The organism is Bacillus sp. DE0042 (genome assembly GCF_007680225.1).
GTDB lineage: Bacteria > Bacillota > Bacilli > Bacillales > Bacillaceae_G > Bacillus_A > Bacillus_A wiedmannii.
In genome coordinates this window covers 69,094-91,554 of the sequence record NZ_VEJP01000002.1, presented here as the reverse complement: position 1 = coordinate 91,554, position 22,461 = coordinate 69,094, and the positions used below count along the sequence as shown (strand labels likewise).

26 protein-coding genes are annotated in these 22,461 nt (G+C 35.0%); 17 read left to right on the top strand and 9 right to left on the bottom strand.

The window, feature by feature from the left end; genetic code table 11:
- Nucleotides 1-6: 6 nt before the first annotated feature.
- Nucleotides 7-771, bottom strand: a complete 765-nt coding sequence (locus FS802_RS10780; protein WP_000447228.1) for a DUF1836 domain-containing protein — start codon at nt 769-771, stop codon at nt 7-9.
- A gap of 259 nt (nt 772-1,030) precedes the next feature.
- Here FS802_RS10780 and FS802_RS10775 point away from each other — a divergent pair, with 259 nt between their 5' ends.
- Both FS802_RS10775 and FS802_RS10770 read left to right on the top strand, forming a co-directional pair.
- A complete protein-coding gene (locus tag FS802_RS10775; RefSeq protein ID WP_000914488.1) occupies nt 1,031-1,480 on the top strand; it encodes a hypothetical protein in 450 nt (149 codons plus the stop codon).
- A complete protein-coding gene (locus FS802_RS10770; protein ID WP_000447756.1) occupies nt 1,468-1,776 on the top strand; it encodes a YxcD family protein in 309 nt (102 codons plus the stop codon). Before FS802_RS10775 ends, FS802_RS10770 begins: the two co-directional genes overlap by 13 nt.
- Before the next feature lie 24 nt (nt 1,777-1,800).
- On the opposite strand, the gene FS802_RS10765 is transcribed toward FS802_RS10770, so the two are convergent.
- The 4 genes from FS802_RS10765 to FS802_RS10750 all read right to left on the bottom strand — a co-directional run bounded on the left by FS802_RS10765 (nt 1,801) and on the right by FS802_RS10750 (nt 5,367).
- Nucleotides 1,801-3,036 carry an NAD(P)/FAD-dependent oxidoreductase gene (locus FS802_RS10765; protein ID WP_098654247.1) on the bottom strand — a complete coding sequence of 412 codons (1,236 nt, stop codon included), beginning with the start codon at nt 3,034-3,036 and terminating at the stop codon, nt 1,801-1,803.
- The gene (locus tag FS802_RS10760; RefSeq protein WP_098654248.1) at nt 3,033-3,365 is read right to left on the bottom strand and encodes a (2Fe-2S)-binding protein; all 333 of its coding nucleotides are present in this window, start codon (nt 3,363-3,365) and stop codon (nt 3,033-3,035) included. The genes FS802_RS10765 and FS802_RS10760 overlap by 4 nt, the downstream gene beginning before the upstream one ends.
- Complete coding sequence (locus FS802_RS10755) at nt 3,362-3,634, bottom strand: (2Fe-2S)-binding protein (RefSeq protein WP_016087518.1); 273 nt, start codon at nt 3,632-3,634, stop codon at nt 3,362-3,364. Before FS802_RS10755 ends, FS802_RS10760 begins: the two co-directional genes overlap by 4 nt.
- Nucleotides 3,635-3,705: 71 nt before the next feature.
- Nucleotides 3,706-5,367 (bottom strand): sigma-54 interaction domain-containing protein, encoded by a 1,662-nt coding sequence (locus tag FS802_RS10750; protein ID WP_098654249.1) that lies wholly within the window; start codon nt 5,365-5,367, stop codon nt 3,706-3,708.
- A 180-nt stretch (nt 5,368-5,547) separates the two neighbouring features.
- Between FS802_RS10750 and FS802_RS10745 the strand changes: the two genes are divergently transcribed.
- From FS802_RS10745 to FS802_RS10715, 7 genes are all read left to right on the top strand, one after another.
- A complete protein-coding gene (locus tag FS802_RS10745) occupies nt 5,548-6,723 on the top strand; it encodes an NAD(P)/FAD-dependent oxidoreductase (RefSeq protein ID WP_098654250.1) in 1,176 nt (391 codons plus the stop codon).
- On the top strand, nt 6,720-7,757 hold the full coding sequence (locus tag FS802_RS10740; RefSeq protein WP_001257547.1) for a proline racemase family protein: 1,038 nt from the start codon (nt 6,720-6,722) through the stop codon (nt 7,755-7,757). Before FS802_RS10745 ends, FS802_RS10740 begins: the two co-directional genes overlap by 4 nt.
- Entirely contained in the window at nt 7,754-8,695 is a 942-nt protein-coding gene (locus FS802_RS10735) for a proline racemase family protein (RefSeq protein WP_098654251.1), read from the top strand. Before FS802_RS10740 ends, FS802_RS10735 begins: the two co-directional genes overlap by 4 nt.
- A 22-nt stretch (nt 8,696-8,717) precedes the next feature.
- Nucleotides 8,718-9,614 (top strand): 4-hydroxy-tetrahydrodipicolinate synthase, encoded by an 897-nt coding sequence (gene dapA, locus FS802_RS10730; protein ID WP_098654252.1) that lies wholly within the window; start codon nt 8,718-8,720, stop codon nt 9,612-9,614.
- Nucleotides 9,615-9,632: 18 nt separating this feature from the next.
- On the top strand, nt 9,633-11,117 hold the full coding sequence (locus FS802_RS10725) for an aldehyde dehydrogenase family protein (RefSeq protein ID WP_098654253.1): 1,485 nt from the start codon (nt 9,633-9,635) through the stop codon (nt 11,115-11,117).
- A 130-nt stretch (nt 11,118-11,247) separates the two neighbouring features.
- On the top strand, nt 11,248-12,738 hold the full coding sequence (locus FS802_RS10720) for an alanine/glycine:cation symporter family protein (RefSeq protein WP_098654254.1): 1,491 nt from the start codon (nt 11,248-11,250) through the stop codon (nt 12,736-12,738).
- Nucleotides 12,739-12,768: 30 nt separating this feature from the next.
- Nucleotides 12,769-13,206, top strand: a complete 438-nt coding sequence (locus FS802_RS10715) for a carboxymuconolactone decarboxylase (protein WP_141545958.1) — start codon at nt 12,769-12,771, stop codon at nt 13,204-13,206.
- A 146-nt stretch (nt 13,207-13,352) separates the two neighbouring features.
- Here FS802_RS10715 and FS802_RS10710 read toward each other — a convergent pair whose 3' ends face one another.
- Entirely contained in the window at nt 13,353-13,649 is a 297-nt protein-coding gene (locus tag FS802_RS10710) for a P-loop NTPase family protein (protein WP_098654255.1), read from the bottom strand.
- A gap of 107 nt (nt 13,650-13,756) precedes the next feature.
- Here FS802_RS10710 and FS802_RS10705 point away from each other — a divergent pair, with 107 nt between their 5' ends.
- From FS802_RS10705 to FS802_RS10680, 5 genes are all read left to right on the top strand, one after another.
- Entirely contained in the window at nt 13,757-14,260 is a 504-nt protein-coding gene (locus tag FS802_RS10705) for a GNAT family N-acetyltransferase (RefSeq protein WP_098654256.1), read from the top strand.
- Nucleotides 14,261-14,658: 398 nt separating this feature from the next.
- On the top strand, nt 14,659-15,174 hold the full coding sequence (locus FS802_RS10700; RefSeq protein ID WP_098654257.1) for a DinB family protein: 516 nt from the start codon (nt 14,659-14,661) through the stop codon (nt 15,172-15,174).
- 247 nt (nt 15,175-15,421) lie between these two features.
- Nucleotides 15,422-16,087 (top strand): lytic polysaccharide monooxygenase, encoded by a 666-nt coding sequence (locus FS802_RS10695; RefSeq protein ID WP_098654258.1) that lies wholly within the window; start codon nt 15,422-15,424, stop codon nt 16,085-16,087.
- Nucleotides 16,088-16,248: 161 nt separating this feature from the next.
- A complete protein-coding gene (ppaC, locus tag FS802_RS10690; protein ID WP_000416841.1) occupies nt 16,249-17,178 on the top strand; it encodes a manganese-dependent inorganic pyrophosphatase in 930 nt (309 codons plus the stop codon).
- 108 nt (nt 17,179-17,286) lie between these two features.
- Entirely contained in the window at nt 17,287-18,933 is a 1,647-nt protein-coding gene (locus FS802_RS10680; protein WP_098654259.1) for a M3 family oligoendopeptidase, read from the top strand.
- Between the two features lie 18 nt (nt 18,934-18,951).
- Here FS802_RS10680 and FS802_RS10675 read toward each other — a convergent pair whose 3' ends face one another.
- Complete coding sequence (locus FS802_RS10675; RefSeq protein ID WP_098654260.1) at nt 18,952-19,149, bottom strand: DUF4017 family protein; 198 nt, start codon at nt 19,147-19,149, stop codon at nt 18,952-18,954.
- A gap of 161 nt (nt 19,150-19,310) precedes the next feature.
- On the opposite strand from FS802_RS10675, the gene FS802_RS10670 reads away from it, so the two are divergent.
- The 3 genes from FS802_RS10670 to FS802_RS10660 all read left to right on the top strand — a co-directional run bounded on the left by FS802_RS10670 (nt 19,311) and on the right by FS802_RS10660 (nt 21,509).
- Nucleotides 19,311-20,516, top strand: coding sequence for a peptide ABC transporter permease (locus tag FS802_RS10670; RefSeq protein WP_141545959.1), 1,206 nt, complete (start codon nt 19,311-19,313; stop codon nt 20,514-20,516).
- 20 nt (nt 20,517-20,536) lie between these two features.
- Nucleotides 20,537-20,986, top strand: a complete 450-nt coding sequence (locus FS802_RS10665) for a DUF6884 domain-containing protein (protein ID WP_098654262.1) — start codon at nt 20,537-20,539, stop codon at nt 20,984-20,986.
- A gap of 307 nt (nt 20,987-21,293) precedes the next feature.
- On the top strand, nt 21,294-21,509 hold the full coding sequence (locus FS802_RS10660; protein ID WP_033657660.1) for a hypothetical protein: 216 nt from the start codon (nt 21,294-21,296) through the stop codon (nt 21,507-21,509).
- Here FS802_RS10660 and FS802_RS10655 read toward each other — a convergent pair.
- Both FS802_RS10655 and FS802_RS10650 read right to left on the bottom strand, forming a co-directional pair.
- Nucleotides 21,494-21,946 (bottom strand): SET domain-containing protein, encoded by a 453-nt coding sequence (locus tag FS802_RS10655; RefSeq protein WP_000877592.1) that lies wholly within the window; start codon nt 21,944-21,946, stop codon nt 21,494-21,496. The genes FS802_RS10660 and FS802_RS10655 overlap by 16 nt on opposite strands.
- Before the next feature lie 142 nt (nt 21,947-22,088).
- Nucleotides 22,089-22,445, bottom strand: a complete 357-nt coding sequence (locus tag FS802_RS10650; protein ID WP_076874545.1) for a cytoplasmic protein — start codon at nt 22,443-22,445, stop codon at nt 22,089-22,091.
- Nucleotides 22,446-22,461: the final 16 nt, after the last annotated feature.

The following is a 22,461-nucleotide window of genomic DNA, read 5'->3' as shown; positions in this document are numbered from 1 at the left end:
TATTTTTTACGGTTTCACTTCTAAATTTTGTAAAAATAAAGTTGCTGTTACGTAACGTTTCGCTAACATTTGTACATAAGCGGTATGTACAGAAAGTGTGGCGATAATAATAGCGTTACGAATTGCTTCACGTTGTTCGTTGTTAACCTGATCGAACTTGCTTGCGATTTTATCAGCTTTTTCTTTTACGATGTTTTCAATTGTATGAACTGTATCTGTTGCATTTAGTTGTAAGCAATTCCCTTGATTGAGTTCTTCAAATAGGGAAGAGTATGCTCCATATAAATGAACAGGATTGATTAAGTCATCACTTCGATCGGCTGGGTCATTTACGATAAGGCGTAATAGCTTACGAATGGATTCAAAATCAAGTGCTGTTTTTAAATCTTCGACAATGAATAGTAAGGCTGCTTGTTCAATTGAATATTTTTTCCCTTTTTGAGGGGAGCCAATCATTTCTTTAATATCTCGTTTTACCCAGTTTTGCATGGCCGTTACTGAGAAACTTGTATTTTCAATCTGATTTCCAAGCGCAACTATTTCATTTAATGAAAAACCGACGTCTGTATCATCAATTTTAATCAGTTTTTCAAAAATAGGTGAAAGTGCGGTAGTAATAAAAGCAGTTACGCTTTGTCCGCTTTCAATATCTTTTTTATGTGACTTTGCCCACGCTTCTTGTAAAATACCGAGAGGCTTTTTCGTATTCCATCCTCTTAAAGATAGAAGAAGGGTAGCCATTTCGTTTCGTGTGAGATGAAATGTTTCCATCTTTTCACCTCCAAAAATATTAAAAAGTTCTTATGAACCTATAATATGTTTTGTTTCATTTAAAGTCAATTCTGTTTTGCTTAATTTTTCCTTTGTCACCAAACTGTTGTAAGTAAATAATGCTTGCATATTTCGACAAAAGTTCATATAATAAGTTCATAAGAACCTTTAAAATGTTTTTAAAAACAAATCTATCATTCTGAATTTACTAGAAAGGTAGATTTCACATATATCTATATAAAAGGAGAATGGATATAATATGTTGAAAAAACTTGTAGCAGTCATGACAGCATTCATGGTTATCTTTGGAGCTAGTAGCTTCATGTTTGTAGATCACGCAGCAGCGAAGAGTTACAAATCTGGTAAAAAATCATACACACCAAGTTCTGGTCAAAAGTCAAAAGTTGATTTGAACAAAAAAGATACTAACGTGAATTCACAAAAAACAACAACAGATTCAAAAAACAAAGCAACAAACACAGCACCAAAAAGTAATAAAGGAAGCTTTATGAAAGGTTTATTACTAGGTGGTCTTGGTGGTTTACTAATGGGTAGCTTATTTGCAAATATGGGAGCTCTTGGTTCTGTATTAGCGTTTATGGTAAATATGTTAGTAATGGCTGGTATCGTAATGTTAGCAGTTCGTGCATTTAAATACTTCAAAGATCAACGTAAGAAAAAGGCAGATGAAGTAGCATGGAAACAATAAAAATTTCTGAACAAGAATTAATAAATGCACTTTGCGTATATATCGCTGAAAAAAGACAAGTTGGTCCAGAAGAAGTTTTAGTTGAATTAATGTATGACGATGACTACGGTTTCTCTGCTGAAGTAGAGGTAAATGGTCGCAAACAAATTTTAATTCAAGCGAACTTAATCGAAGCACTACGCTTATTGCTTGATAGAGAATATAATGTCAATTCATTTGCAGCAAGGTTACAACTTGAATTAGACGATGAAGAAGGCATTTACGCATTAGCAAAGTTTAATAACTCAAATGAGTAGAAAAAAGAGCTGTTGAGAGTAATCTCAGCAGCTCTTTTTAGTATGTGCATATGCTTGGGAATAATCACGCCAAATTTCATTCATTTTCCGTCTACCGACATCAATCATCGGGTTAAATTGAATGGCAGCTTGTTGTCGTACGGTATGTACATGTTGGATCGCCTGTTGCAAGTGTTGTTCAACTGAATGGGATTTTGTATTTGCTTGTTTTACGATTGAATATCCAGCAACAGTTCCTTGTGCCATCGCGATTTTTCCGCTTTCAATGCCAGTTATATTGCCGGCTACAAATAAACCGGTAAGAGGGGTTTCCATCGTTTCGGAATGGAGAGGAACGTGCCCGCCTAATTCCGGAATGTAACGGAAAGGACAACCAGCTACAGCGGCTAGCTCAGCAAGAGGGTATAAGCCACCGGCAATACAAACGAAGTCTGCCTCATATATTTGTTCCGATCCAGTTATGATGTTTCCTTTCGTATCAATAGTAGCAACGCGTACACCTTTAACTTGATCTGTACCGATAATTTCAAGAGCTGCTTTTCGAAGGTGAAGTGGTGTGCCATTTATTTTCATACCGTTATTTGGATAGAAGTTTAATCCAGCTTGTTTCGCCCAATTATATTTCATCAATCGACTACCTATACGTAATAAAGGCGAAGGGGCAAGGTGTGCAGCATGTAATAGAGAGTTTAAAACTTCTTCTGGTTCACCAGCCTTTTGACTTAATTCACTTTTTTCAGGAAGTACGATATGTTCCACTTTAATACCTGCTAATTGTAATTCATTTAAAATAGCGAAGGACAAAATGTTAGCACCAATGATTACTCCTTTTCGCCCAACTTGAACGCGATGTACATTTGTCATTACTTGGGCTGCCCCGATTGACATGACTCCTGGAAGTGTCCAACCAGGAAGGGGAATGGAGTATTCAGCAGCGCCAGTAGCAAGTAAAACGAACGGTGCTTCTAACGTACCGATATTCGTATGTACGAACCAAGAACTTTCATCTTTATCTAAATTATAGACGGAAATGCCGCATCGAATATCAACTGAAAGTGATTTTGCTTCTTCGTGAAGGCGTTTTGATTCTTCTATTCCGTTCCACCATTCTCCAGTAGGTTCTTGATGTAATTGTCCGAGCAACCTTCCGCCAGGCTTCATAAATTCATCAATAACAAGTACATTTAGTCCAAAATGAGCACAAGAGATGGAGGCTGACAAACCTGCTGGTCCAGCTCCGATAATAATGACATCGTTCATCGCTTTTTCACCATCTCTCTCACGATATTTGGATGCTGTTTGCCGCTATCAACTACCATATCTTTTTCAACAACAGTTAAGCATGCTCGTACGTTCGTTTGATTGTTTATTGTGACGCGGCATTCAGAACAATGCCCGATATTACAGTAAATACCTCGCGGTGTTCCGCTATCTTCATGCACTCTTAAAGTTCTTATTCCGTTTGCAAGTAAAGCCGCCGCAATGGTTTCATGTTCATAGGCTTCATACTGTTGCCCGTTAAATTGGAAAGTGATGCGCTTCCTACTATTTAAACTTCCTAAAATAGGGTGATGTGTAATTCTATTCATTGATTTTCACCTACCGCTCCAAAGGTAACTGCGCGAACTGGTGGTTGATATTTTAATGGAATTTCATTAGTGTTTACGTCGGGATTTGCACTTTCAATCATTCGATCTATCATCATTCTACATGTGCGGCCACCGCAAAATCCCATGCCAGCACGTGTTCTTAGTTTTAATTCTCTTGCCGAGCATTTATATTCAGCAATTGTCGATTGAAGTTGTCCGTATGTAACTTCTTCACATCGACAAACAATTAAGTGATCTTTATTCGTCATATGTATTCCTCCTCTAGTTCGGTTTGCACAAATTATTATGCAAAAACTATGCCAAAATAGAGAAGGAAGGTTTATTGTAACCCGAGTTTTTTTAGGCGGTTATATAAAGTGGCCCTCGTAACACCAAGCTGTTTCGCGCATTCTAATTTATTCCCATTTAAAATGCGTAAAGCCCTCTCGATGACTTTTTTCTCATGTTCATCCATCTCTTCTTGCAAAGAGAGGATTGTATGATTGTTGCTGAGTAATAGGGAATGAGCCGTATGATTGTCTAACGTTTCAGTTGTATGAAATGGTAAATATTCTTGTTTTATAATACCGTCAGTTGCAAATACGACAAGTCTTTCAACGACGTTTCGGAGCTCGCGAATATTACCTGGCCAATTGTAATGAAGCAGTTCATGCATAATGCTTGAAGGTAAGTCACGAATTGGTCTGTTATAGTTGATTGAAAAATCGTTTAAGAAAGAATAGGTTAATTCAATAATATCTTCGCGTCTTTCACGCAGCGGTGGAATATGCAAGCTAACTACATTTAGGCGATAGTATAAATCCTCTCGAAACGTGCCTTTTCTCATTTCTTCTTGTAAATCACGATTTGTAGCAGCGATAATGCGGAAATTAATATGAATCTCTTTTTCTCCACCAACTCGGTAATATTTTCGTTCTTGTAGTACACGCAACAGTTTTACTTGCATATCAAGTGGCATTTCTCCTATTTCATCTAGAAATAATGTACCGCCTTGCGCGAGCTCTATTTTACCCTTTTTGCCTTTACTACTTGCACCAGAAAACGCCCCGCGTTCATACCCGAATAATTCACTTTCAAATAACGCTTCTGGAATGGCGCCGCAGTTAATTGAAATGAAAGGTGCCTTTGCTGCCTCGCTTGCTTCATGTATCGCTTTTGCAAATACTTCTTTTCCAACACCACTTTCGCCGAGTATTAAAACAGTTGATTTCACCGAACAAACTTTTCTAGCTAATTGTATCGTTCTTTGTATAACAGGGCTTTTTCCATTCATCGCAAGGAAAGGGTCGGATTCATCTTTGTACTTTGCAACCTCTTGTTCTAAACGGTGCATTTCATGTGACATATTAAATAGTTTTTCATTTAAAGCGACTTGATTTGTTACATCAGTTTCTGAAACGACAGCTCCGATAATTTCATCGTTACAATACACTGGATTTGAATTTATTAATACGAACAAATCTGGACGGGGCTGATGGAATTGAGCGATTATGCTTTTTCCGTCATGTAATGATTGCAAGATTTCCAAATCTTTATAGTCAAAAAAACGAGTGATAGGTTGTCCAATAATTTCAGTATGGTTGACTGAAAAAATCTTTTCGGCGCCATCTGTCCAAGTGCGAACACATTCTTTATCATCGATAACTGTAACAGAAGAATCCGTTGTTTGTATTACGGTGTTATAAAAAGATTGTAGTTCATTGTAAGTCTTGACAAGGAATGGAATAATTTGCTGAGCCATTATACAACATATAGGCTCTTTATTTTCGTTCATTACGATAACGGCCATTTCATTAGAAAACGCGTCAATTAAAGCGGTGAATGAGTCATCTTCATATATAACTGTGCAGTTATATTTTTCTGTAGTAGAAGGGTGGTAATAAAATTTTCCGTTAACTTGTTCAATATGTTGCATGTTGTATGTACGATCAATTGATAAAGTTTTTAGAAATTCTTTTATTGTAGGAAATGAGAATGCCATATTGTCCTCCTGTTATGTATAAAAATTTTGACAGTGATAAAAAAATAATACACCTATTTACGATAAATTTAAAATATTTTTACAAATAAAAATATTTTTTATAAAAAGTGTATGTAAGTAGAGTTGGCATGTCAATTGCATAAAAGAAAGTGAGGGAATAAAAGAAGGGAGGGGTGCTACGTGAGGCACTGTGACGTTTTAATAATAGGTGGTGGAATTATAGGTTGTTCTATCGCTTATTACACTTCAAAATACGGAAGAGACGTAACAATCATTGAAAAAGGGGAATTTGTCAGTGGAACGTCTTCACGGTGTGACGGGAATATTTTGGCTATTGATAAAGATCCAGGCTTTGATAGTCAAATGTCTTTAGTTAGTCAAAAATTAGTAACAGAATTAAGTGAAGAGTTGGAGCACTCATTTGAATATAGAGCGCCAGGAAGCATTCTCGTATGTGAGTCAGACGAAGAAATGGAAGCTGCACAGCAATGGGTGAATCGTCAAAAGGAAGCTGGATTACCGTTTCGAATGCTTGATAGACACGATATAAGAGAAGAATCGCCATTTTTTGCAGATGATTTATTAGGCGGGTTAGAATGCGCAACGGATTCAACTGTAAATCCATATCTTCTTGCTTTCTCACTTCTTGCAGAATCGAAGAAATTTGGTACGAAAGCTTTTAATCATACGGAAGTAAAAGAAATGAAAAGAGATATAGACGGTTCCTTTATTGTAGAAACGACAAATGAGACGTTTACTGCGAAGCAAGTGGTGAACGCAGCCGGTGTATGGGCTCCAAAAATCGGACAAATGTTAGATGTAAATGTCCCAATTGAACCGAGAAAAGGGCATATTATTGTAGCTTCAAGGCAACAACACGTTGGCTGTCGAAAAGTAATGGAATTTGGTTATTTAATTTCTAAATTTGGCGGAAAACGAAAAGTGGATGCTTTAACTGAAAAATATGGGGTAGCTCTTGTATTTGAGCCGACAGAAAGTCAAAATTTTTTAATTGGTAGTAGTAGAGAGTTTGTAGGGATGCATACGAGGATAAATAACGAGGTTATTAAATGTATTGCGAATAGAGCAATTCGCTTTTATCCGAAAATGGCGGATATGATGGTGATTCGTTCATATGCTGGATTACGCCCGTGGACAGAAGACCATTTACCGATCATTTCACGTGTGGAACATTTCCCGAATTACTTTATAGCGGCAGGGCATGAAGGAGATGGCATTAGCCTTGCAGCTGTTACTGGGAAAGTGATTGAAGAATTATTAAATGAAAAAGAAACAATTATTCCTATTGAACCACTTCGTTTGAGTCGTTTTACAGAAAGGGTGTTAAACGGATGAGGTCACAAAGAGTCTTTACGACGATTGATACACATACGGGCGGGAATCCAACGAGAACATTGATTAGTGGACTTCCTAAGTTAATTGGAGAGACGATGGCAGAGAAGATGTTACATATGAAAAAGGAGTATGACTGGATTCGCAAATTGTTAATGAATGAACCACGTGGTCATGATGTAATGTCAGGAGCATTATTAACAGATCCATGTCATTCTGAAGCAGATATTGGTGTTATTTACATAGAAACAGGTGGATATTTACCGATGTGTGGTCACGATACAATTGGTGTATGTACAGCTTTAATTGAATCAGGTTTAATTCCGGTAGTTGAACCGATTACTTCGTTAAAGTTAGACACGCCAGCCGGCTTAGTTGAAGTTGATATCTTTGTTCAAGATGGAAAAGCGAAAGAAGTCTCTTTCTGTAACATACCAGCTTTTTTACTGAAACATATTACTGTACAAGTCGAAGGAATTGGAACTGTAGAAGCAGATATTGCGTATGGAGGGAATTTTTATGCCATTATCGATGCGAAGTCAGTAGGTTTAGAGTTAGTACCAGAAAACGCATCTACAATTATCGATAAGGCAATTCATATTAGAAATATCATTAATGAGGAATTTGAAATCATACATCCGCAGTATTCGTTTATTAGAGGGTTAACCCATATTGAATTTTATACAGATCCTACTCATGAAAGTGCTCATGTGAAAAATACAGTTGTCGTTCCGCCAGGAGGAATTGATCGTTCTCCATGTGGTACAGGAACATCAGCGAAGTTAGCTGTATTATACACAAATCAAAAAATTAAAGTGGATGAAGAGTTTATTCATGAGAGTATCGTGGGCTCTTTATTTAAAGGGTGCGTCATAAATACAACATCTGTAGAAAATATTGAAGCTGTCGTAACGAAAATTACAGGTTCAGCTTGGCTTATGGGGATGCATAGATTTTTTTATAATGAAAAGGACCCACTGAAAGAGGGCTTTTTGCTAATTCCGCCGATGGAACATGAAACGGAGGATGTAAAATGAACATTCAAAAAATGTATACAGCAGTAGACGTACATGTAAATGGTGAAGCATTTCGTGTAATGAAAGATGTACCATGCAAATACTACTACAGTTTAGAGCAATTAAACGAACAATTTTCAGGTGAATTAGCAGAAGAAATGAAGCTTTTATTAAATGAGCCACGTGGTTTTATCGGATTAAATGGATGTATTGTCGTTCCTTCTACTCATATGGAAGTCGATGCAGCTGTATTATTTTTTAATCATGAAGGATCCATTCCGCTTCATTATGGAGGCATTGTCGCAGTCATAACGATGTTACTAGAAAGCGGGTATTTAAAAAAGAGAGAGACGAACCAATACAAAATCGAAACGCTATCTGGTATATTTTCAATCCATGCGTATGTAGAGAATGATGAAGTTGTATCTGTTTCGTTTGAAAGTAAACTATGTTATATGATTGAGAAAAATTTACAAGTTGGTAATATAAGTTACTCTCTCATACAGGCAGATAAAGTATATGCAGTTGTAGAAAAGGATGCATATTCACCAGAAATCAGTATTGAAAATATCTCTAAATTAAAAAAATGGGGTGAAGTTACACTTCAAGCTATACAAAAACAGTCAGTAATAAAAAGACTTATTTTAGTAGAATCTATGCAAACAGAAAAGAACCATATAAAGTCGATTACATTTCATGAAGATAACTTTATAGTACGTTCGCCTGGTTTTGTTTCTACTATTGTATCTTATGTTCATACTTTATTTAAAAATGATTATATAGCGGATAAACCTTTTAAAAATGAAAGTATTTTTAATAGCTTTATAACAGTGGAACAAGTGAAGAAAGAAGAACAAGGATACATTTTTCGCTTTGAAAGTAGAGGGTTTATTACAGGAATGCAGACGTTTCTATTAGACTCTACAGATCCGTTTCCGACAGGATTTTTATTAAAATAAAATAGTAAAGGGAGAGATAAATATGAAAAACATTAAAGGGGCATTTCCAGTATTAATCACACCAATGGATGAGTTTCAAGAAATTAATTGGAACGGTGTAAAACAAAACGTAAACTATTTTATCGATCAAAAGGTAGCTGGCATTATTATTAATGGAAGTACAGGAGAGTTTGTTAGTTTATCAAAAGAAGAACGATTTAAAATGGTAGAAACAGTATTAAAAGAAGTTGATGGCCGTATTCCAGTTATTGTAGGAACTGCAGCAGAAACGACGAAAGAAACGATTGAATATACGAAACATGCAGAAGCACATGGAGCAGATTGCGCATTAATTATTAACTCGTACTATTGTAAGCCGAAAGAAGAGGAAATTTATTTTCATTTTAAAGAAATCTCAAACGCTGTAAATATACCAATTATGTTATACAATAATCCGTTTACATCTGGTGTTAATATGAGTACAGAGCTCATGCTACGTATTGGAAAAGAATGTGAAAATGTTACACATATTAAAGAATCTAGCGGAGATATTCGTAAAGCAAGAGATTTAGTACGACAAGGCGAAGGTGCTTTTCAAGTATTCTGTGGATCTGAAGATTTAGTTATGGAATCTTATTTAGTAGGTGCAACGGGATGGGTTTCAGTAGCAGGAAATATCGTACCGGGACTTGTTACGAAAATGTATGAGCATTTCCAAAATGGTGAATTAGAAAAAGCCTGGGAAATAAACGATGCGATTTTACCTCTTTGTGAGTTTCTTGAAGGATCAGGAAAATATGTACAAATCGTAAAACGCTCAATGGAATTACACGGGCAAGCTGGGGGACCCTCTCGTTATCCAAGGCTCGGATTAACTGAAGAAGAGGATCAAAAGCTTCAAATGATTATTTCGAAAATTGCAGCTCATGCAGCTGTTTAAATAAGGAGGAGATCATATATGTTAACGACAAACATTGAGCTGAGACCAAAAGTGAAAGCGTTTTTAAATGAAGAAATTAAAATGTTTATTAATGGTGAATTTGTTCCATCCATTAGCGGGAAGACATTTGAGACATACAATCCAGCAACAGAAGATGTTCTAGCTGTCGTATGCGAAGCACAAGAAGAGGATATCGATGTCGCAGTAAAAGCGGCAAGATCTGCATTTGAATCAGGACCTTGGGCAGAAATGACTACTGCTGAAAGAGCGCACCTTATTTATAAATTAGCAGACTTAATTGGAGAGCATGGAGAAGAATTAGCGCAGTTAGAAGCTTTAGATAATGGGAAACCCTATCAAGTAGCACTGGATGATGATATTGCAGCGACTGTAGAAAATTATCGTTATTATGCGGGATGGGCTACGAAAATTATCGGGCAAACGATTCCGATTTCAAAAGATTACTTAAATTATACACGCCATGAACCTGTTGGCGTTGTAGGGCAAATTATTCCTTGGAATTTTCCGCTCGTTATGTCTTCTTGGAAAATGGGAGCTGCACTAGCAACAGGTTGTACAATCGTATTAAAACCAGCAGAGCAGACGCCTTTATCGTTATTATATACAGCGAAGCTCTTTAAAGAAGCAGGTTTTCCAAACGGTGTTGTAAACTTTGTTCCAGGTTTTGGCCCTGAAGCAGGAGCTGCAATCGTAAACCATCATGATATTGATAAAGTAGCCTTCACAGGTTCAACAGTTACAGGGAAATATATTATGCGTCAATCTGCAGAAACAATTAAACATGTAACGTTAGAACTTGGTGGTAAATCACCAAATATCATTTTAGAAGACGCTGATTTAGAAGAGGCGATTAACGGCGCATTCCAAGGAATCATGTATAATCACGGTCAAAATTGTAGTGCTGGATCTCGCGTGTTCGTTCACCGAAAACATTACGAAACAGTCGTAAATGAACTAGTGAAAATGGCGAATAACGTGAAACTTGGAGCAGGTATGGAGAAGGAAACGGAAATGGGTCCACTTGTATCTAAAAAGCAACAAGAGCGTGTGCTACATTACATTGAACAAGGAAAAGCAGAAGGCGCTACTGTTGCTGCTGGTGGTGAACGTGCATTTGAAAAAGGTTATTTTGTACAGCCGACGGTATTTACAAATGTTACTGATGATATGACAATTGTGAAAGAAGAAATTTTTGGACCAGTTGTTGTAGTACTTCCATTTGATTCAACAGAAGAGGTCATCGAAAGAGCAAATCGCTCTTCATACGGACTCGCTGCGGGCGTATGGACACAAAATATTAAAACAGGACATCAAGTTGCTAATAAATTAAAAGCAGGAACAGTATGGATTAATGATTATAATTTAGAAAATGCAGCTGCACCATTTGGTGGCTTTAAACAATCTGGTATCGGTCGTGAGTTAGGTTCATATGCGCTTGATAACTATACAGAAGTGAAAAGCGTTTGGGTAAATATAAAGTAATAGAGAATCTAACTGTTAATAAATAGAGGTATGAAATAATGAGAGATACGGACAACTGTAGGTTTTAATAATAGTTGTCCGTTTTCTTATATATAAAATAGCTTTTAAAAGAATGATAAGGGGGATTTGGATGGAGCAATTAGTAGAGTGGTTAGTAGGGCAAGTATGGAGTATTGGGTTAGTTGTTTTTGCATTAGGAGCAGGTGTGTATTTTACAATTGCCACTCGTTTTCTGCAAATTCGTTATTTTAAAGAGATGATTAAACTATTATTTGAAGGGAAGAGCTCGGAGACGGGAATTTCATCCTTTCAAGCATTTTGTTTAGCCTTATCAGGTAGGGTTGGAATAGGTAATATCGCAGGGGTGGCGACAGCTATCGCTTTTGGCGGACCAGGAGCCGTGTTTTGGATGTGGGTAATGGCTCTTTTAGGAGCAGCGAGTGCATTTGTTGAATCAACATTATCTCAAGTATATAAAAGTAAAGTCGGAAATGAATATCGCGGTGGTACACCATATTTCATTGAAAAAGGCCTGAAAATGAAATGGTTTGCAGTCATTGTAGCGGTTGTTGTAACACTTTCATATGGCGTTTTATTACCAGGTATTCAGTCTAGTAGTATCGCAGTTGGATTTGAAAACTCTAATGGCATTAGCAAATATATAACTGGAATATTATTAGTTATTTTATTAGCATCAATCATTTTTGGTGGCGTAAGGAGAATTGCAGGCGTTTCGCAAATGCTTGTTCCATTTATGGCAATTGGTTATGTAATTGTTACATGTATCGTATTAATTGCGAATGTAACAGAAATTCCAAGTATGTTCGCTTTAATTTTCTCTAGTGCTTTTGGTGTAAATGAAATGTTTGGCGGAATCGTCGGTGCAGCAATTGCATGGGGCGTAAAGCGCGCTGTATTTTCAAATGTTGCAGGTGTTGGAGAAGCGACGTATAGCTCCGCTGCTGCTGAAGTATCCCATCCTGCAAAACAAGGATTAGTTCAAGCGTTTTCTGTATATATCGATACTATTGTTGTATGTACAGCGACAGCTCTTATGATTTTAATAACAGGTATGTATAATGTTATACCGGAAGGGAAAAACGCTATTGTAAAGAACATAGGGAATGTTGATGCAGGTCCGATCTATACACAACAAGCAGTTGAAACTGTTATGACAGGGTTTGGTCCATTATTTATTTCAATCGCAATTTTCTTCTTCGCATTTACAACATTACTCGCATACTACTATATTGCTGAAACGACGCTTACTTATTTAGATCGTGATCTTAAACATAGCTGGTTAAAACCAGTTTTAAAAATTGGATTTTTAATTATGGTTTACATCGGTAGCGTTGAATCAGCGTCGCTTTTATGGAATCTTGGAGATTTAGGAATCGGTAGTATGGCATGGTTAAACTTAATTGCGATTCTACTATTAAGTAAAATCGCATTAAAAGTGTTAAAAGATTATGAAGCACAGAAAAAAGAAGGGAAAGATCCAGTATTTAATCCTAAAAATGTTGGGATTGAAGGATTAGTTTTTTGGGAAGAGAGAAGTAAAGAGATTGAAAGGAAAAACTATAAGGAACAATCTGTAGTGGATGATACTCTGAAATTGTAACCTTAATAAACTGAATATTCATTCTTTTAAATGAGGTATATTGCCTTCTTTTCATCACATACTACAATAGGTACACATAATTTGAATGGGGGTAATAATAAGATGGAACACGAACAACATAGTTCAGTAAATGATGTTCTACATCATTATAAAGAAGGTATCGGTAGTTTTACTAACCAAATCCCTGAAATTGCTGAAACATATAATGCATTCACGCAAGCTTGTTTTCAAGAGGGTTCTTTAACAAAAAGAGAAAAACAACTTATTGCATTAGGAATTAGTCTAGCAACGCAAGATGAGTACTGTACCATTTATCATACAAAAGGTTGTCTTGATCAAGGGTGTTCAGATAAAGAAATTCTGGAAGCATGCGGTGTTTCAGCAGCATTTGCTGGCGGAGCTGCAATGAGTCAAGCAGTAACTTTAGTGCAAGAGTGTTTAACAGAACTGAAAAATCAAAAGCATTGAATATAAAAGAACGTTTTAAACTTTAAGTTTAAAGCGTTCTTTTACGTGAGATTAAATTTGGGTATAAAAATTATCTGGTATGTGATGTAATAAAGTAAGAATTTTAAATTTAGTGGAAGCGAGAAATCACAACCATTTATTTAGTTTTAAGATTTTCTAAAAAGTTTCAATTGTTTCATATAATCAATAGCTTTTGTTTTGTTCTTTTGTTTACTTACATATTCGAATTCATTCTTATCTCGATAATAACTATTCATTATTTCTTCTGTAAGAATTCCATCGGAAATAGCTTTTTTAATTGCGCAATGTGGTTCATTTGTATGAGAGCAGTTAGAGAATTTACATTTCTTAGATATCGCCTCTATATCCTCATATCCAAGATCAAAGTCGTCCTTATGATTTATTAAGTTAAATCCTATTTTGCTAATGATTAATCCCTCCATCATTCATACATTCTAAAAGTATGTTCTATCTAAATATATATTTCCTTTTCGTATTCTGTTATTCCTTCTTTAAAACTTGGTACAATGAAACAAAAGGGGGATTAATAATGCAAAATTTAGTAATTGAAGAGATTAAGCAAATAAAAGATGAGGTGGAAGAGCTTTCTAACCTTTTGAAAACAGTTGTAGATGATGGAGCGTCAATTGGTTTTTTACCTCCACTGGAACAAAAAGAATCAATAAAGTATTGGCAAACTGTTTTAGCGCCAGAAGTGATATTATATGTCGCTAAAATAAACAATAAATTGGCAGGGAGTATTCAATTACATTTAGTTACAAAGCCTAATGGGATTCATAGAGCTGAAATTTGTAAGTTAATGACTCATCCAAACTTTAGACGTAATGGTATTGGGCGTTTACTTATGCAAAAAGCAGAGGAAAGAGCAAAGCAAGAAAACAGGTCTCTTTTAGTGTTAGATACTAGAGAAGGAGATCCTTCGAATAGATTGTACAAGTTATTAGACTATCAAGAATCCGGAAAAATACCAGGGTATGCAATTTCTCCGAATGGTGAGTTAGATGCAACGGTAATTTATTATAAAATCATTTAGTTTTTTATTTGAAAAGGGAAATAATTTCAAACGACACATTTGTTATTATGTTTGTGTGTTGATTTATAAAAAATATTGATAATTTAAAACAATGTTTAATAAAACCTTGTAACTTCATCTAGAACGTTCAATTAAAGGGCTAGTTTGTAGGGGGGATAACAGGTTTTTTAGAGTTATTATTTAACGTATTATCCAAAAGAAGTCTCCTTCCTCAAGCGTGTTAGCTCGGCTGTCTGCCCTAGGACAAATTCGTTAGCTATCAAAAGTAGCGATGAACCGAGAAGCCCCCACTTCGGGGTAAGCTCGTAAGTGATACTAAGTGGGTGGTAGTTCACATAGGAATTTTGAAGTCTTTTGGTGAATAGTAAATGTTAATCTAAAAGATGGAGGTTGCTGTGATGTTGAAACTGTTTCAATATAACTGGCAAGTTCGTGATGATTGGTTTACATGGTGCGAAGACATGTCGGCCGAAGAACTAGTAAAGAAACGGGTCGGTGGGTTCGGCAGTATACTACATACTCTATTTCATATTGTAGATGTGGAATATATGTGGATCTTAGGGTTGCGTGGTGAATTAGTGCCTGAGGAGCCATTGTTTGAAGAGTATGCCAGCTTACAAAAAGTGAAAAATCTTTCAGCTCAATACCACGGGAAAGTGAAGCCATTTGTGACCTCTTGGACAAATGAAATGGATTCTCGGAAACTTTCAAAAGCTGACTTCAATGAAGAGTCGATTAGCTCAAGAGACGCACCAATTAGGCGCCGAGTCATTGAATGTACACATGGAGAGTTAATACGTCATGTCATTGTCCACGAAATCCACCATATCGGCCAGTTATCTATATGGGCACGAGAGGTAGGAAAGGAGCCAGTTTCCGCAAATCTGAGAGGGAGAGGGCTATTTGATAACTAGACTAACTTTGCCAATTTCGTAATTTATTTATAAACGAATAGTTTAATTGAGTATATTTAACACCGCCTATATTTCTCTAGCGGTGTTATTTGAATGTATCAATAAAATTTATTTAATGTACTAATTGAATTTGAGAAAGTTTTTAGAGGGTTATGTTTGTATAGTCTCTCATCTTATAATGAATGTAGAGGAGATGACTAGGCAACTATAGTTGTTTTCGCTTTATTATGCGAAAGGGGATGTCGGGATGAAAACGAAAGGTTTACAGAAAGTGAAGAAAGTTATGTTAAGTGGTAGCATATTACTTACGGGATTGTTAACTTTCGGTTTTTCAGAAAAAGCTTCAGCTCATGGATATGTTGAATCACCAGCGAGCCGTTCTTATTTATGTAAGCAAGGGGTAAATGTGAATTGCGGACCGATTCAATATGAGCCACAAAGTGTAGAAGGAATAGGTGGATTCCCGCAATTAGGACCTTCGGATGGTCAAATCGCAGGAGCTGGCCATTTCCCTGCTTTAGATGTACAGACTGTAGATAGGTGGAAGAAAGTTACGTTAAACGGCGGGACGAATACATTCAAGTGGAAACTAACGGCACCTCATAGTACGAAAGAATGGAAATACTATATTACGAAAAAAGATTGGAATCCAAATAAACCATTATCACGATCTGATTTAGATTTAGTGCCATTCTATGTGAAAAATGATGGAGGAACTAGACCAGGAACTTCAGTAACACATGAAGCAAATGTACCTACTGATAGAAATGGATATCACCTTATTTTAGCTGTTTGGGAAATTGCAGATACTGGGAATGCATTTTATCAAGTTATAGATGTTAACCTTGTAAATAACGGTTTGGCATCGAATTTCGCGCTAAATCATGTAGTGCAGGCTCCTACCTTATTTTAAATAAAATATACATTTCGATCATCTAATTCATTTTAGATGATCTTTTTTACGAAAAACGATGAAAAATATAGAAGAAAGTACAATTATTTATAAAAAAATGGGCTTTAAATATTGTCATATTTGCTTCTTTAAGATATCCTTTTCATGAAGAGGTGGAAAACATGGAAAAAGTACTAGTTTTCGGGCATAAAAACCCAGATACAGATGCAATTTGTTCTGCAATTGCTTATGCAGAATTGAAAAAAGAATTAGGAATGAATGCTGAGCCTGTACGTTTAGGCGAAATCAGCGGTGAAACTCAATTTGCGTTAGACCATTTTAAAGTAGAAGGACCGCGTTTTGTTGAGACAGTTGCAAGCGAAGTGGACAACGTTATTTTAGTTGATCATAACGAGCGTCAACAAAGTGCTAACGATATCGAATCTGTTCGTGTGTTAGAAGTTATTGACCATCACCGTATTGCTAACTTTGAAACAAGCGATCCTATTTACTACCGTTGTGAGCCAGTTGGTTGTACAGCTACAATCTTAAACAAAATGTACAAAGAAAATGGCGTTACAATTCGTAAAGAAGTTGCAGGTTTAATGTTATCTGCAATCATTTCAGATTCTTTACTATTCAAATCTCCAACTTGCACAGAGCAAGACGTAGCAGCAGCTCGTGAATTAGCGGAAATCGCTGGTGTAGATGCTGATAGCTACGGCTTAGAAATGTTAAAAGCTGGTGCTGACTTAAGCGGAAAAACAATGGAGCAATTAATCTCTCTTGACGCTAAAGAATTCCAAATGGGTAATGCGAAAGTTGAAATCGCACAAGTAAACGCTGTTGATACAAACGACGTTCTTGTACACCAAGCGGAACTTGAAAAAGTTATCTCTGCAGTAGTAGAAGAAAAAGGTTTAGACCTATTCTTATTCGTTGTAACTGATATCTTAACTAACGATTCTGTCGGTCTTGCGATCGGTAAAGCAGCAAACGTTGTTGAGAAAGCATACAACGTATCTCTAGAAAACAACACTGCTACATTAAAAGGTGTTGTATCTCGTAAAAAACAAATCGTACCAGTATTAACAGAAGCATTCCAAGCTTAATTTTATTGAGTACAGATAAACAGCAAGGACAAGTAGTCAGATTGGCTACTTGTCCTTTTCTATCTCTAAAAAACAGAAAATTAAAATTTTAAAACGAGGGGATTGTGTATGCTTAATGATTTGGAGAGTAAATTACAGTCACTTTTAGAGCGAAATATTACTTCTGTTTCAGAATTAGAGAATTGGCTTTTGGATGAACAGAGTGTAACCGCTGAAATAGAAGAGGAGATAACAAGTAGTTTAATCGCCACGTATAGAGATACAAATGATAGAAATAAACGTAATTTACATATGTATAATCAAAATACAATTCAACCACTTTTAAAAAGATACAATGCAAAATTTGACCAGAAATTTATAGAGTCTCCGTTTTCCGACTTATTAGATGAGCAGAAATACAGTTTTATGAAAAAAGCAAGATTGATAAAAAGTAAAATGTTTAATGACAAGAACATTGCTCTTACCATTAAAGAGCAAGAGCTTATAACGCAGTATAGAGAAATAATGTCTAACATATCTATTAATTGGGAAGGAGAGCTAAAGACGTATGCATACATAAAAGCAAAGTTAGATAACCCCAATAGAGTTATTCGTGAAAAAGCTTGGTATGCTTTATTTGAAGCAAGAAGTATAGTGAAAATAGAAATAGATTGTATTATGAATGAACTCATACAATTGCGGAATGAGATCGCTTTACATGCAGGATTTAATAATTATAGTGAATATGCTTTTAAGCAAAAAAATAGAGATTATTGTATTGCAGAGTGTTATAAGCTTCATGAATCTATAGAAAAGTATGTTGTACCAATATGGGAACAGTTAGGAAGTCTTTCTAAAAAGAATCTCGGTGTAAAAAAATATCGCCCTTGGGATCTTACTCCAAGTAATTTACCAAAAACCCCGTTTCAAAATGCCATTGATTTATTGAATGGGGTGGAAGAAATATTTCGGAAGACAGATTTATATTTTTATGAGAAATTTATTTATATAAGGAAAGCTGGATTCATTGACGTAGAAGAACGTGAAAATAAAGCGCCAGGAGCCGCTTGTTTTACCTTGCCTCATAGTAAAGAGGTTTTTGTATATTCTAATTTTAGTCCATCATTTTATGCAATTAATGCACTTATACATGAAGTAGGGCATGCCTTTCATTTTTATAAACAATTTAACAATGATAGTAGTATGCAAGAAAAATATCTTCGCGAAGAAGTGGCTGAGCTTTATTCTCTCAGTCTTGAGTTGCTAGTAATGGATAAGCTGGATATCTTTTATAAGCAAGAGGATGAATATAAAGAAGTACAGCGCGTACAATTATATCGTGCTTTCTCACTGTTAATGTCGTCAATTGCAGGAGATGTATTTCAGCACTGGCTGTATTCAAATCCAAACCATACTCCAGGAGAACGTGATAAGAAATATATGGAACTATGCGAAAGGTATCAATATTCATCAGTCGATATTGCTGGATTAGAAGATGAAATTAGTTCAAGTTGGTTAGAATCATTTCATTTTATTCAGTTTCCTTTTTATAAAATTGAATATGCAATTGCACAAATAGGAGCAATGCAATTGTTTCAAATTTATCGAGAAGACCCAGAAAAAGCGATTGCTTTCTTTAAAGAAGGTGCGAGTGCAGATTGGAATTTATCCATACAAGAAATATATGAAAAAACAGGTATCACGTTTGACTTTTCGGAAGAAAGGATAGAAAGTACTGCGAGTGTAATTTTTGATCTAATTAATGAATTAAAATAAGGATAGCATTTGCTATCCTTATAACTGTGTGTTCGTAGATTTTTTCTTGTTTATATAAAATGTAATAATAGCCGCAATGATGAAAATAGGTATGGCATACGCTTGCCCAACAAACAACTTCCAGCCAATATGATTATAACCTTCAGATGCTGGAGCAATCATAGCGATTATGCAAACAATAATATAGAGTACTAGTGCAGGGATTATATTTTTCATTTGTTCACCTCCTTTTCATAAAATTATTACATATATATTTGTATAATACATTATGGCTTGAGAAAAGATATATGTTTTTCTAACATTTATGTAAATAAAAGGGTTGTTATTAAGTGGAATAGAATAGGTGTATGTAGAATGATATAGGGGTGTTACATATAATGAACAATATATTAAATCGAATAAAGAAAGATGTAAGTATAGAATTATTGAATACGCTATGGCCTGGTTTTAATAGGGCTGCATTTGCATTATATAATGATGAGCATGTGTATGTATTTCATCATCCATTATTTTTGAAAGATGATGGTGAGTATGCCGTTTTAAAGCGGGACGAACAATTTAAGGCTGATACATTTATCCTATTAAAAGATTATCCGACTGCCATCGTGAATATGAATAGGTATAGAGATTATGAAAGTTTACTTGCAGTTGTGGTGCACGAACTTTTTCATTGCTATCAATATTTGAATAAAGAAAGTAGATTTCCAAATGAATCTTTAGGATTTCAATATCCTATAACAGAAGAAAATATAGAATTGCGAAATAAAGAACGATTTTGTTTATATAATGCTGTGCACTGTAAGTCACAAGCTGAGAAAAATAATTATATTAAGCAATTTATCGAATTAAGAGAACAAAGAGCTCGTTTTATAAAAGAAGAGTTTATCACTTATGAGTGTATGGTTGAAAGTATAGAGGGGCCTGCTTGGTATGTTGAAATGAACGCTTACAATGCAGTATGCGAAAAGGATGAAAGCGAAACAATACGAAAATATATCGGATTTATTTTAGATGCATATGAAGCTAATTATAACATTAGGAAGAGCTGCTATAGCTCAGGAATGCTTTTATGTTTATTATTAGATGAAATCCATCCTGAATGGAGAACGAACTTCTTTAATAGTGATAAATCGTTATATGCTTTTTTAAAACAAAATATAAATGTGGATTTGAGTTTTAATAATGAAATTGCAATAAGTAAAGAAACACAGCAAATCCTTCATTTTGTTCAAAATGAAAGAGACAAGGATTTTAAACAATTTTATAAGGAAAAAGGATATCATTTGTATATTGTAGGGAATATAAAATTAAATTCGTTTAATCCAATGAATGTAAAATTAAACAAAAATAAAGCGTTACATAAAACCTTTTTAAGTGTAAGTATACATAATAAAACATATATGATAAATCAACCTGTTTTAGCATCTTTTGAAGAAGATTTTAAAAATATGAAACAAGTTCATATTATAATGAATGAAAAGCCAATAGAAACAAATAATGGTTGGAACGTAGTAGGGATTGGAGATATAGAAGCTGAGTATGAAGAAGTAGGGAATTCTATATTTTTATATTTAAAAAGTTAGAAGTGAGGTAAGAAATAACGATGAAAAGGTTATGCATAATTCCATGCGGAAAAAAGAAGATTTGGGATAAGTATCCAGATTACGGACCGATGGAGGCAAAAGATGTATATATTAGTCCATTCGGAAAAGCATGTCAGGCGTATGCAACTATGTTTTTCGAGAATTGGGTTATATTATCGGCGAAGCATGGATTTTTAAGACCAAATGATATTGTATTAGAAAACTATGATCTTGCCTTCGATTCAAAGAGTGATGAAATTATTAGCATGGAACAATTAAAACAACAGATGATTGAAAAAGACTTGCTTCAGTTTGATGAAATTGTTTTACTTGCAGGCAAGAAGCATAAGAAAGTAGTGACACAATTATATCCAGAAGAAAACCTTACGTATCCGTTAGCAGGATGTAAAGGAATTGGATATATGTTACAGAGGTTGAAAGGGGCTGTGGGGGAAGGAAAGGAACTATAGCCAACTTGTTGTATGAGCTTTTTAGTTATATATATTGTGAGCAAGAAGATAGAAAATACATATTAATTTAAAGCCCAAATATTGGGCTTTTTTCTTTGAGTAATCTCTTTAAATATATTAGGTACAACTAATAGAAAAGTATAACATTTATAACTATACATATAAATCTAGAATATAGACTAGTAAACAAACCTCTTTCTACTTTTAATCTTAGAATATGATGAATTCTATTTAGGAGGAGGAATATTTATGGGGAATCATTGTAGTTGCAGGCGTTCATTTTGGGATGATTTAATGTTCGGAAGATGTGGATGTAAATGCAGGGATTGTCACGAATGTCGTTGCAAAGAGAAACCGAAATGCGATTGTGACGAGTGTTGCTGCAAGGAGAAACCGAAGTGTGATTGTGAAAAATGCAATTGTAAAGAGAAACCGAAATGTCATTGTAAACATGAAGGGTATTAATAATAAAAAAGAGTACGCTAAGTACTCTTTAATTTTTTATGGTTATATTCCATCTTGAACAGATTTTTTTACAATTTCCCACGTGTCTTGTTTTTTAATCTTGATAGCTACATTAGTTCCGGTAGATTCCTTATAAAAGATATATCCATTGTTTTCGTCCACATATGTCAATGGTTCACTTATGCAATCTCGCGAACAAGATGTATTAATTAGCTCGATTAATGATAGTTCGCTCGGATCGGTTTTACTTGCATCTATAATAGTATCAACGTCTATTTTACGGTAACCTTGTAAGTTTACATGGAAACTTTGTTCAATTTCACCTGTAATGCTAGTATTCATTACTTCTACAGAATTTTTCTTTTCTTGAAGAAATCCATTCTCATAAAGTAATTTTGTATATCCAAGCCATCCGATTAAAACTAGCATAATAAACATACTAAATATTTTAAGTGTTCGAAGCCGTTTACTAACAATCGTTTCTGAGTATTTCATTCAGTTAAATCCTCCATTGTTTTTAATTAAAAGTATGCCTAGATACATACTTTTAGAAGAAGGATAGAACTTAACGAGTTCTATTCTAGATTCAAAAAAGAAAGCATCTGAAGTTAGATGCTTTCTTTTTAAGTATTTTTCGCTATCTGTTCGTTACTTGTTTCATAAGTGGTCTAATTTCTTTAACAGGTGGTTTTTTATCATAGGCATCAACGTATGAGAAATAGTAATTTAAATTTCTGAGAAGACCTTTTCCTATTTTAGCGCTCAAGAACGGAAATACTTGCCCAGTATAATCATCGAGAGATTTACAGTAATATTTTTCATCTAAATATATACTGTATTTACATGTTAGTTCAACTAGTGAGTTACCGTCATCATCAATTACTTCCTTAGAATCAATAATGTCTATTAATGCAAATTTTTCATTTAGATAAACTTTCTTCTTTTTCTCGTGTTTATTTGTGAGGATAAATACGAGACCAATGGCGTTAATCAAAAGATTTCCTCCTATA

Bases quoted from the DNA above. Each gene is read 5' to 3' on its own strand.
- FS802_RS10675 (WP_098654260.1), bottom strand. From the start codon at position 19,149: ATGAAAAATATAATCCCTGCACTAGTACTCTATATTATTGTTTGCATA.
- FS802_RS10775 (WP_000914488.1), top strand. From the start codon at position 1,031: ATGTTGAAAAAACTTGTAGCAGTCATGACAGCATTCATGGTTATCTTT.
- FS802_RS10715 (WP_141545958.1), top strand. From the start codon at position 12,769: ATGAGGTATATTGCCTTCTTTTCATCACATACTACAATAGGTACACAT.
- FS802_RS10780 (WP_000447228.1), bottom strand. From the start codon at position 771: ATGGAAACATTTCATCTCACACGAAACGAAATGGCTACCCTTCTTCTA.
- ppaC (WP_000416841.1), top strand. From the start codon at position 16,249: ATGGAAAAAGTACTAGTTTTCGGGCATAAAAACCCAGATACAGATGCA.
- FS802_RS10770 (WP_000447756.1), top strand. From the start codon at position 1,468: ATGGAAACAATAAAAATTTCTGAACAAGAATTAATAAATGCACTTTGC.
- FS802_RS10765 (WP_098654247.1), bottom strand. From the start codon at position 3,036: ATGAACGATGTCATTATTATCGGAGCTGGACCAGCAGGTTTGTCAGCC.
- FS802_RS10665 (WP_098654262.1), top strand. From the start codon at position 20,537: ATGAAAAGGTTATGCATAATTCCATGCGGAAAAAAGAAGATTTGGGAT.
- FS802_RS10695 (WP_098654258.1), top strand. From the start codon at position 15,422: ATGAAAACGAAAGGTTTACAGAAAGTGAAGAAAGTTATGTTAAGTGGT.
- FS802_RS10700 (WP_098654257.1), top strand. From the start codon at position 14,659: ATGTTGAAACTGTTTCAATATAACTGGCAAGTTCGTGATGATTGGTTT.
- FS802_RS10720 (WP_098654254.1), top strand. From the start codon at position 11,248: ATGGAGCAATTAGTAGAGTGGTTAGTAGGGCAAGTATGGAGTATTGGG.
- FS802_RS10655 (WP_000877592.1), bottom strand. From the start codon at position 21,946: ATGAAATACTCAGAAACGATTGTTAGTAAACGGCTTCGAACACTTAAA.
- FS802_RS10705 (WP_098654256.1), top strand. From the start codon at position 13,757: ATGCAAAATTTAGTAATTGAAGAGATTAAGCAAATAAAAGATGAGGTG.
- FS802_RS10725 (WP_098654253.1), top strand. From the start codon at position 9,633: ATGTTAACGACAAACATTGAGCTGAGACCAAAAGTGAAAGCGTTTTTA.
- FS802_RS10710 (WP_098654255.1), bottom strand. From the start codon at position 13,649: ATGGAGGGATTAATCATTAGCAAAATAGGATTTAACTTAATAAATCAT.
- FS802_RS10680 (WP_098654259.1), top strand. From the start codon at position 17,287: ATGCTTAATGATTTGGAGAGTAAATTACAGTCACTTTTAGAGCGAAAT.
- FS802_RS10755 (WP_016087518.1), bottom strand. From the start codon at position 3,634: ATGACGAATAAAGATCACTTAATTGTTTGTCGATGTGAAGAAGTTACA.
- FS802_RS10735 (WP_098654251.1), top strand. From the start codon at position 7,754: ATGAACATTCAAAAAATGTATACAGCAGTAGACGTACATGTAAATGGT.
- FS802_RS10670 (WP_141545959.1), top strand. From the start codon at position 19,311: ATGAACAATATATTAAATCGAATAAAGAAAGATGTAAGTATAGAATTA.
- FS802_RS10760 (WP_098654248.1), bottom strand. From the start codon at position 3,365: ATGAATAGAATTACACATCACCCTATTTTAGGAAGTTTAAATAGTAGG.
- FS802_RS10740 (WP_001257547.1), top strand. From the start codon at position 6,720: ATGAGGTCACAAAGAGTCTTTACGACGATTGATACACATACGGGCGGG.
- dapA (WP_098654252.1), top strand. From the start codon at position 8,718: ATGAAAAACATTAAAGGGGCATTTCCAGTATTAATCACACCAATGGAT.
- FS802_RS10750 (WP_098654249.1), bottom strand. From the start codon at position 5,367: ATGGCATTCTCATTTCCTACAATAAAAGAATTTCTAAAAACTTTATCA.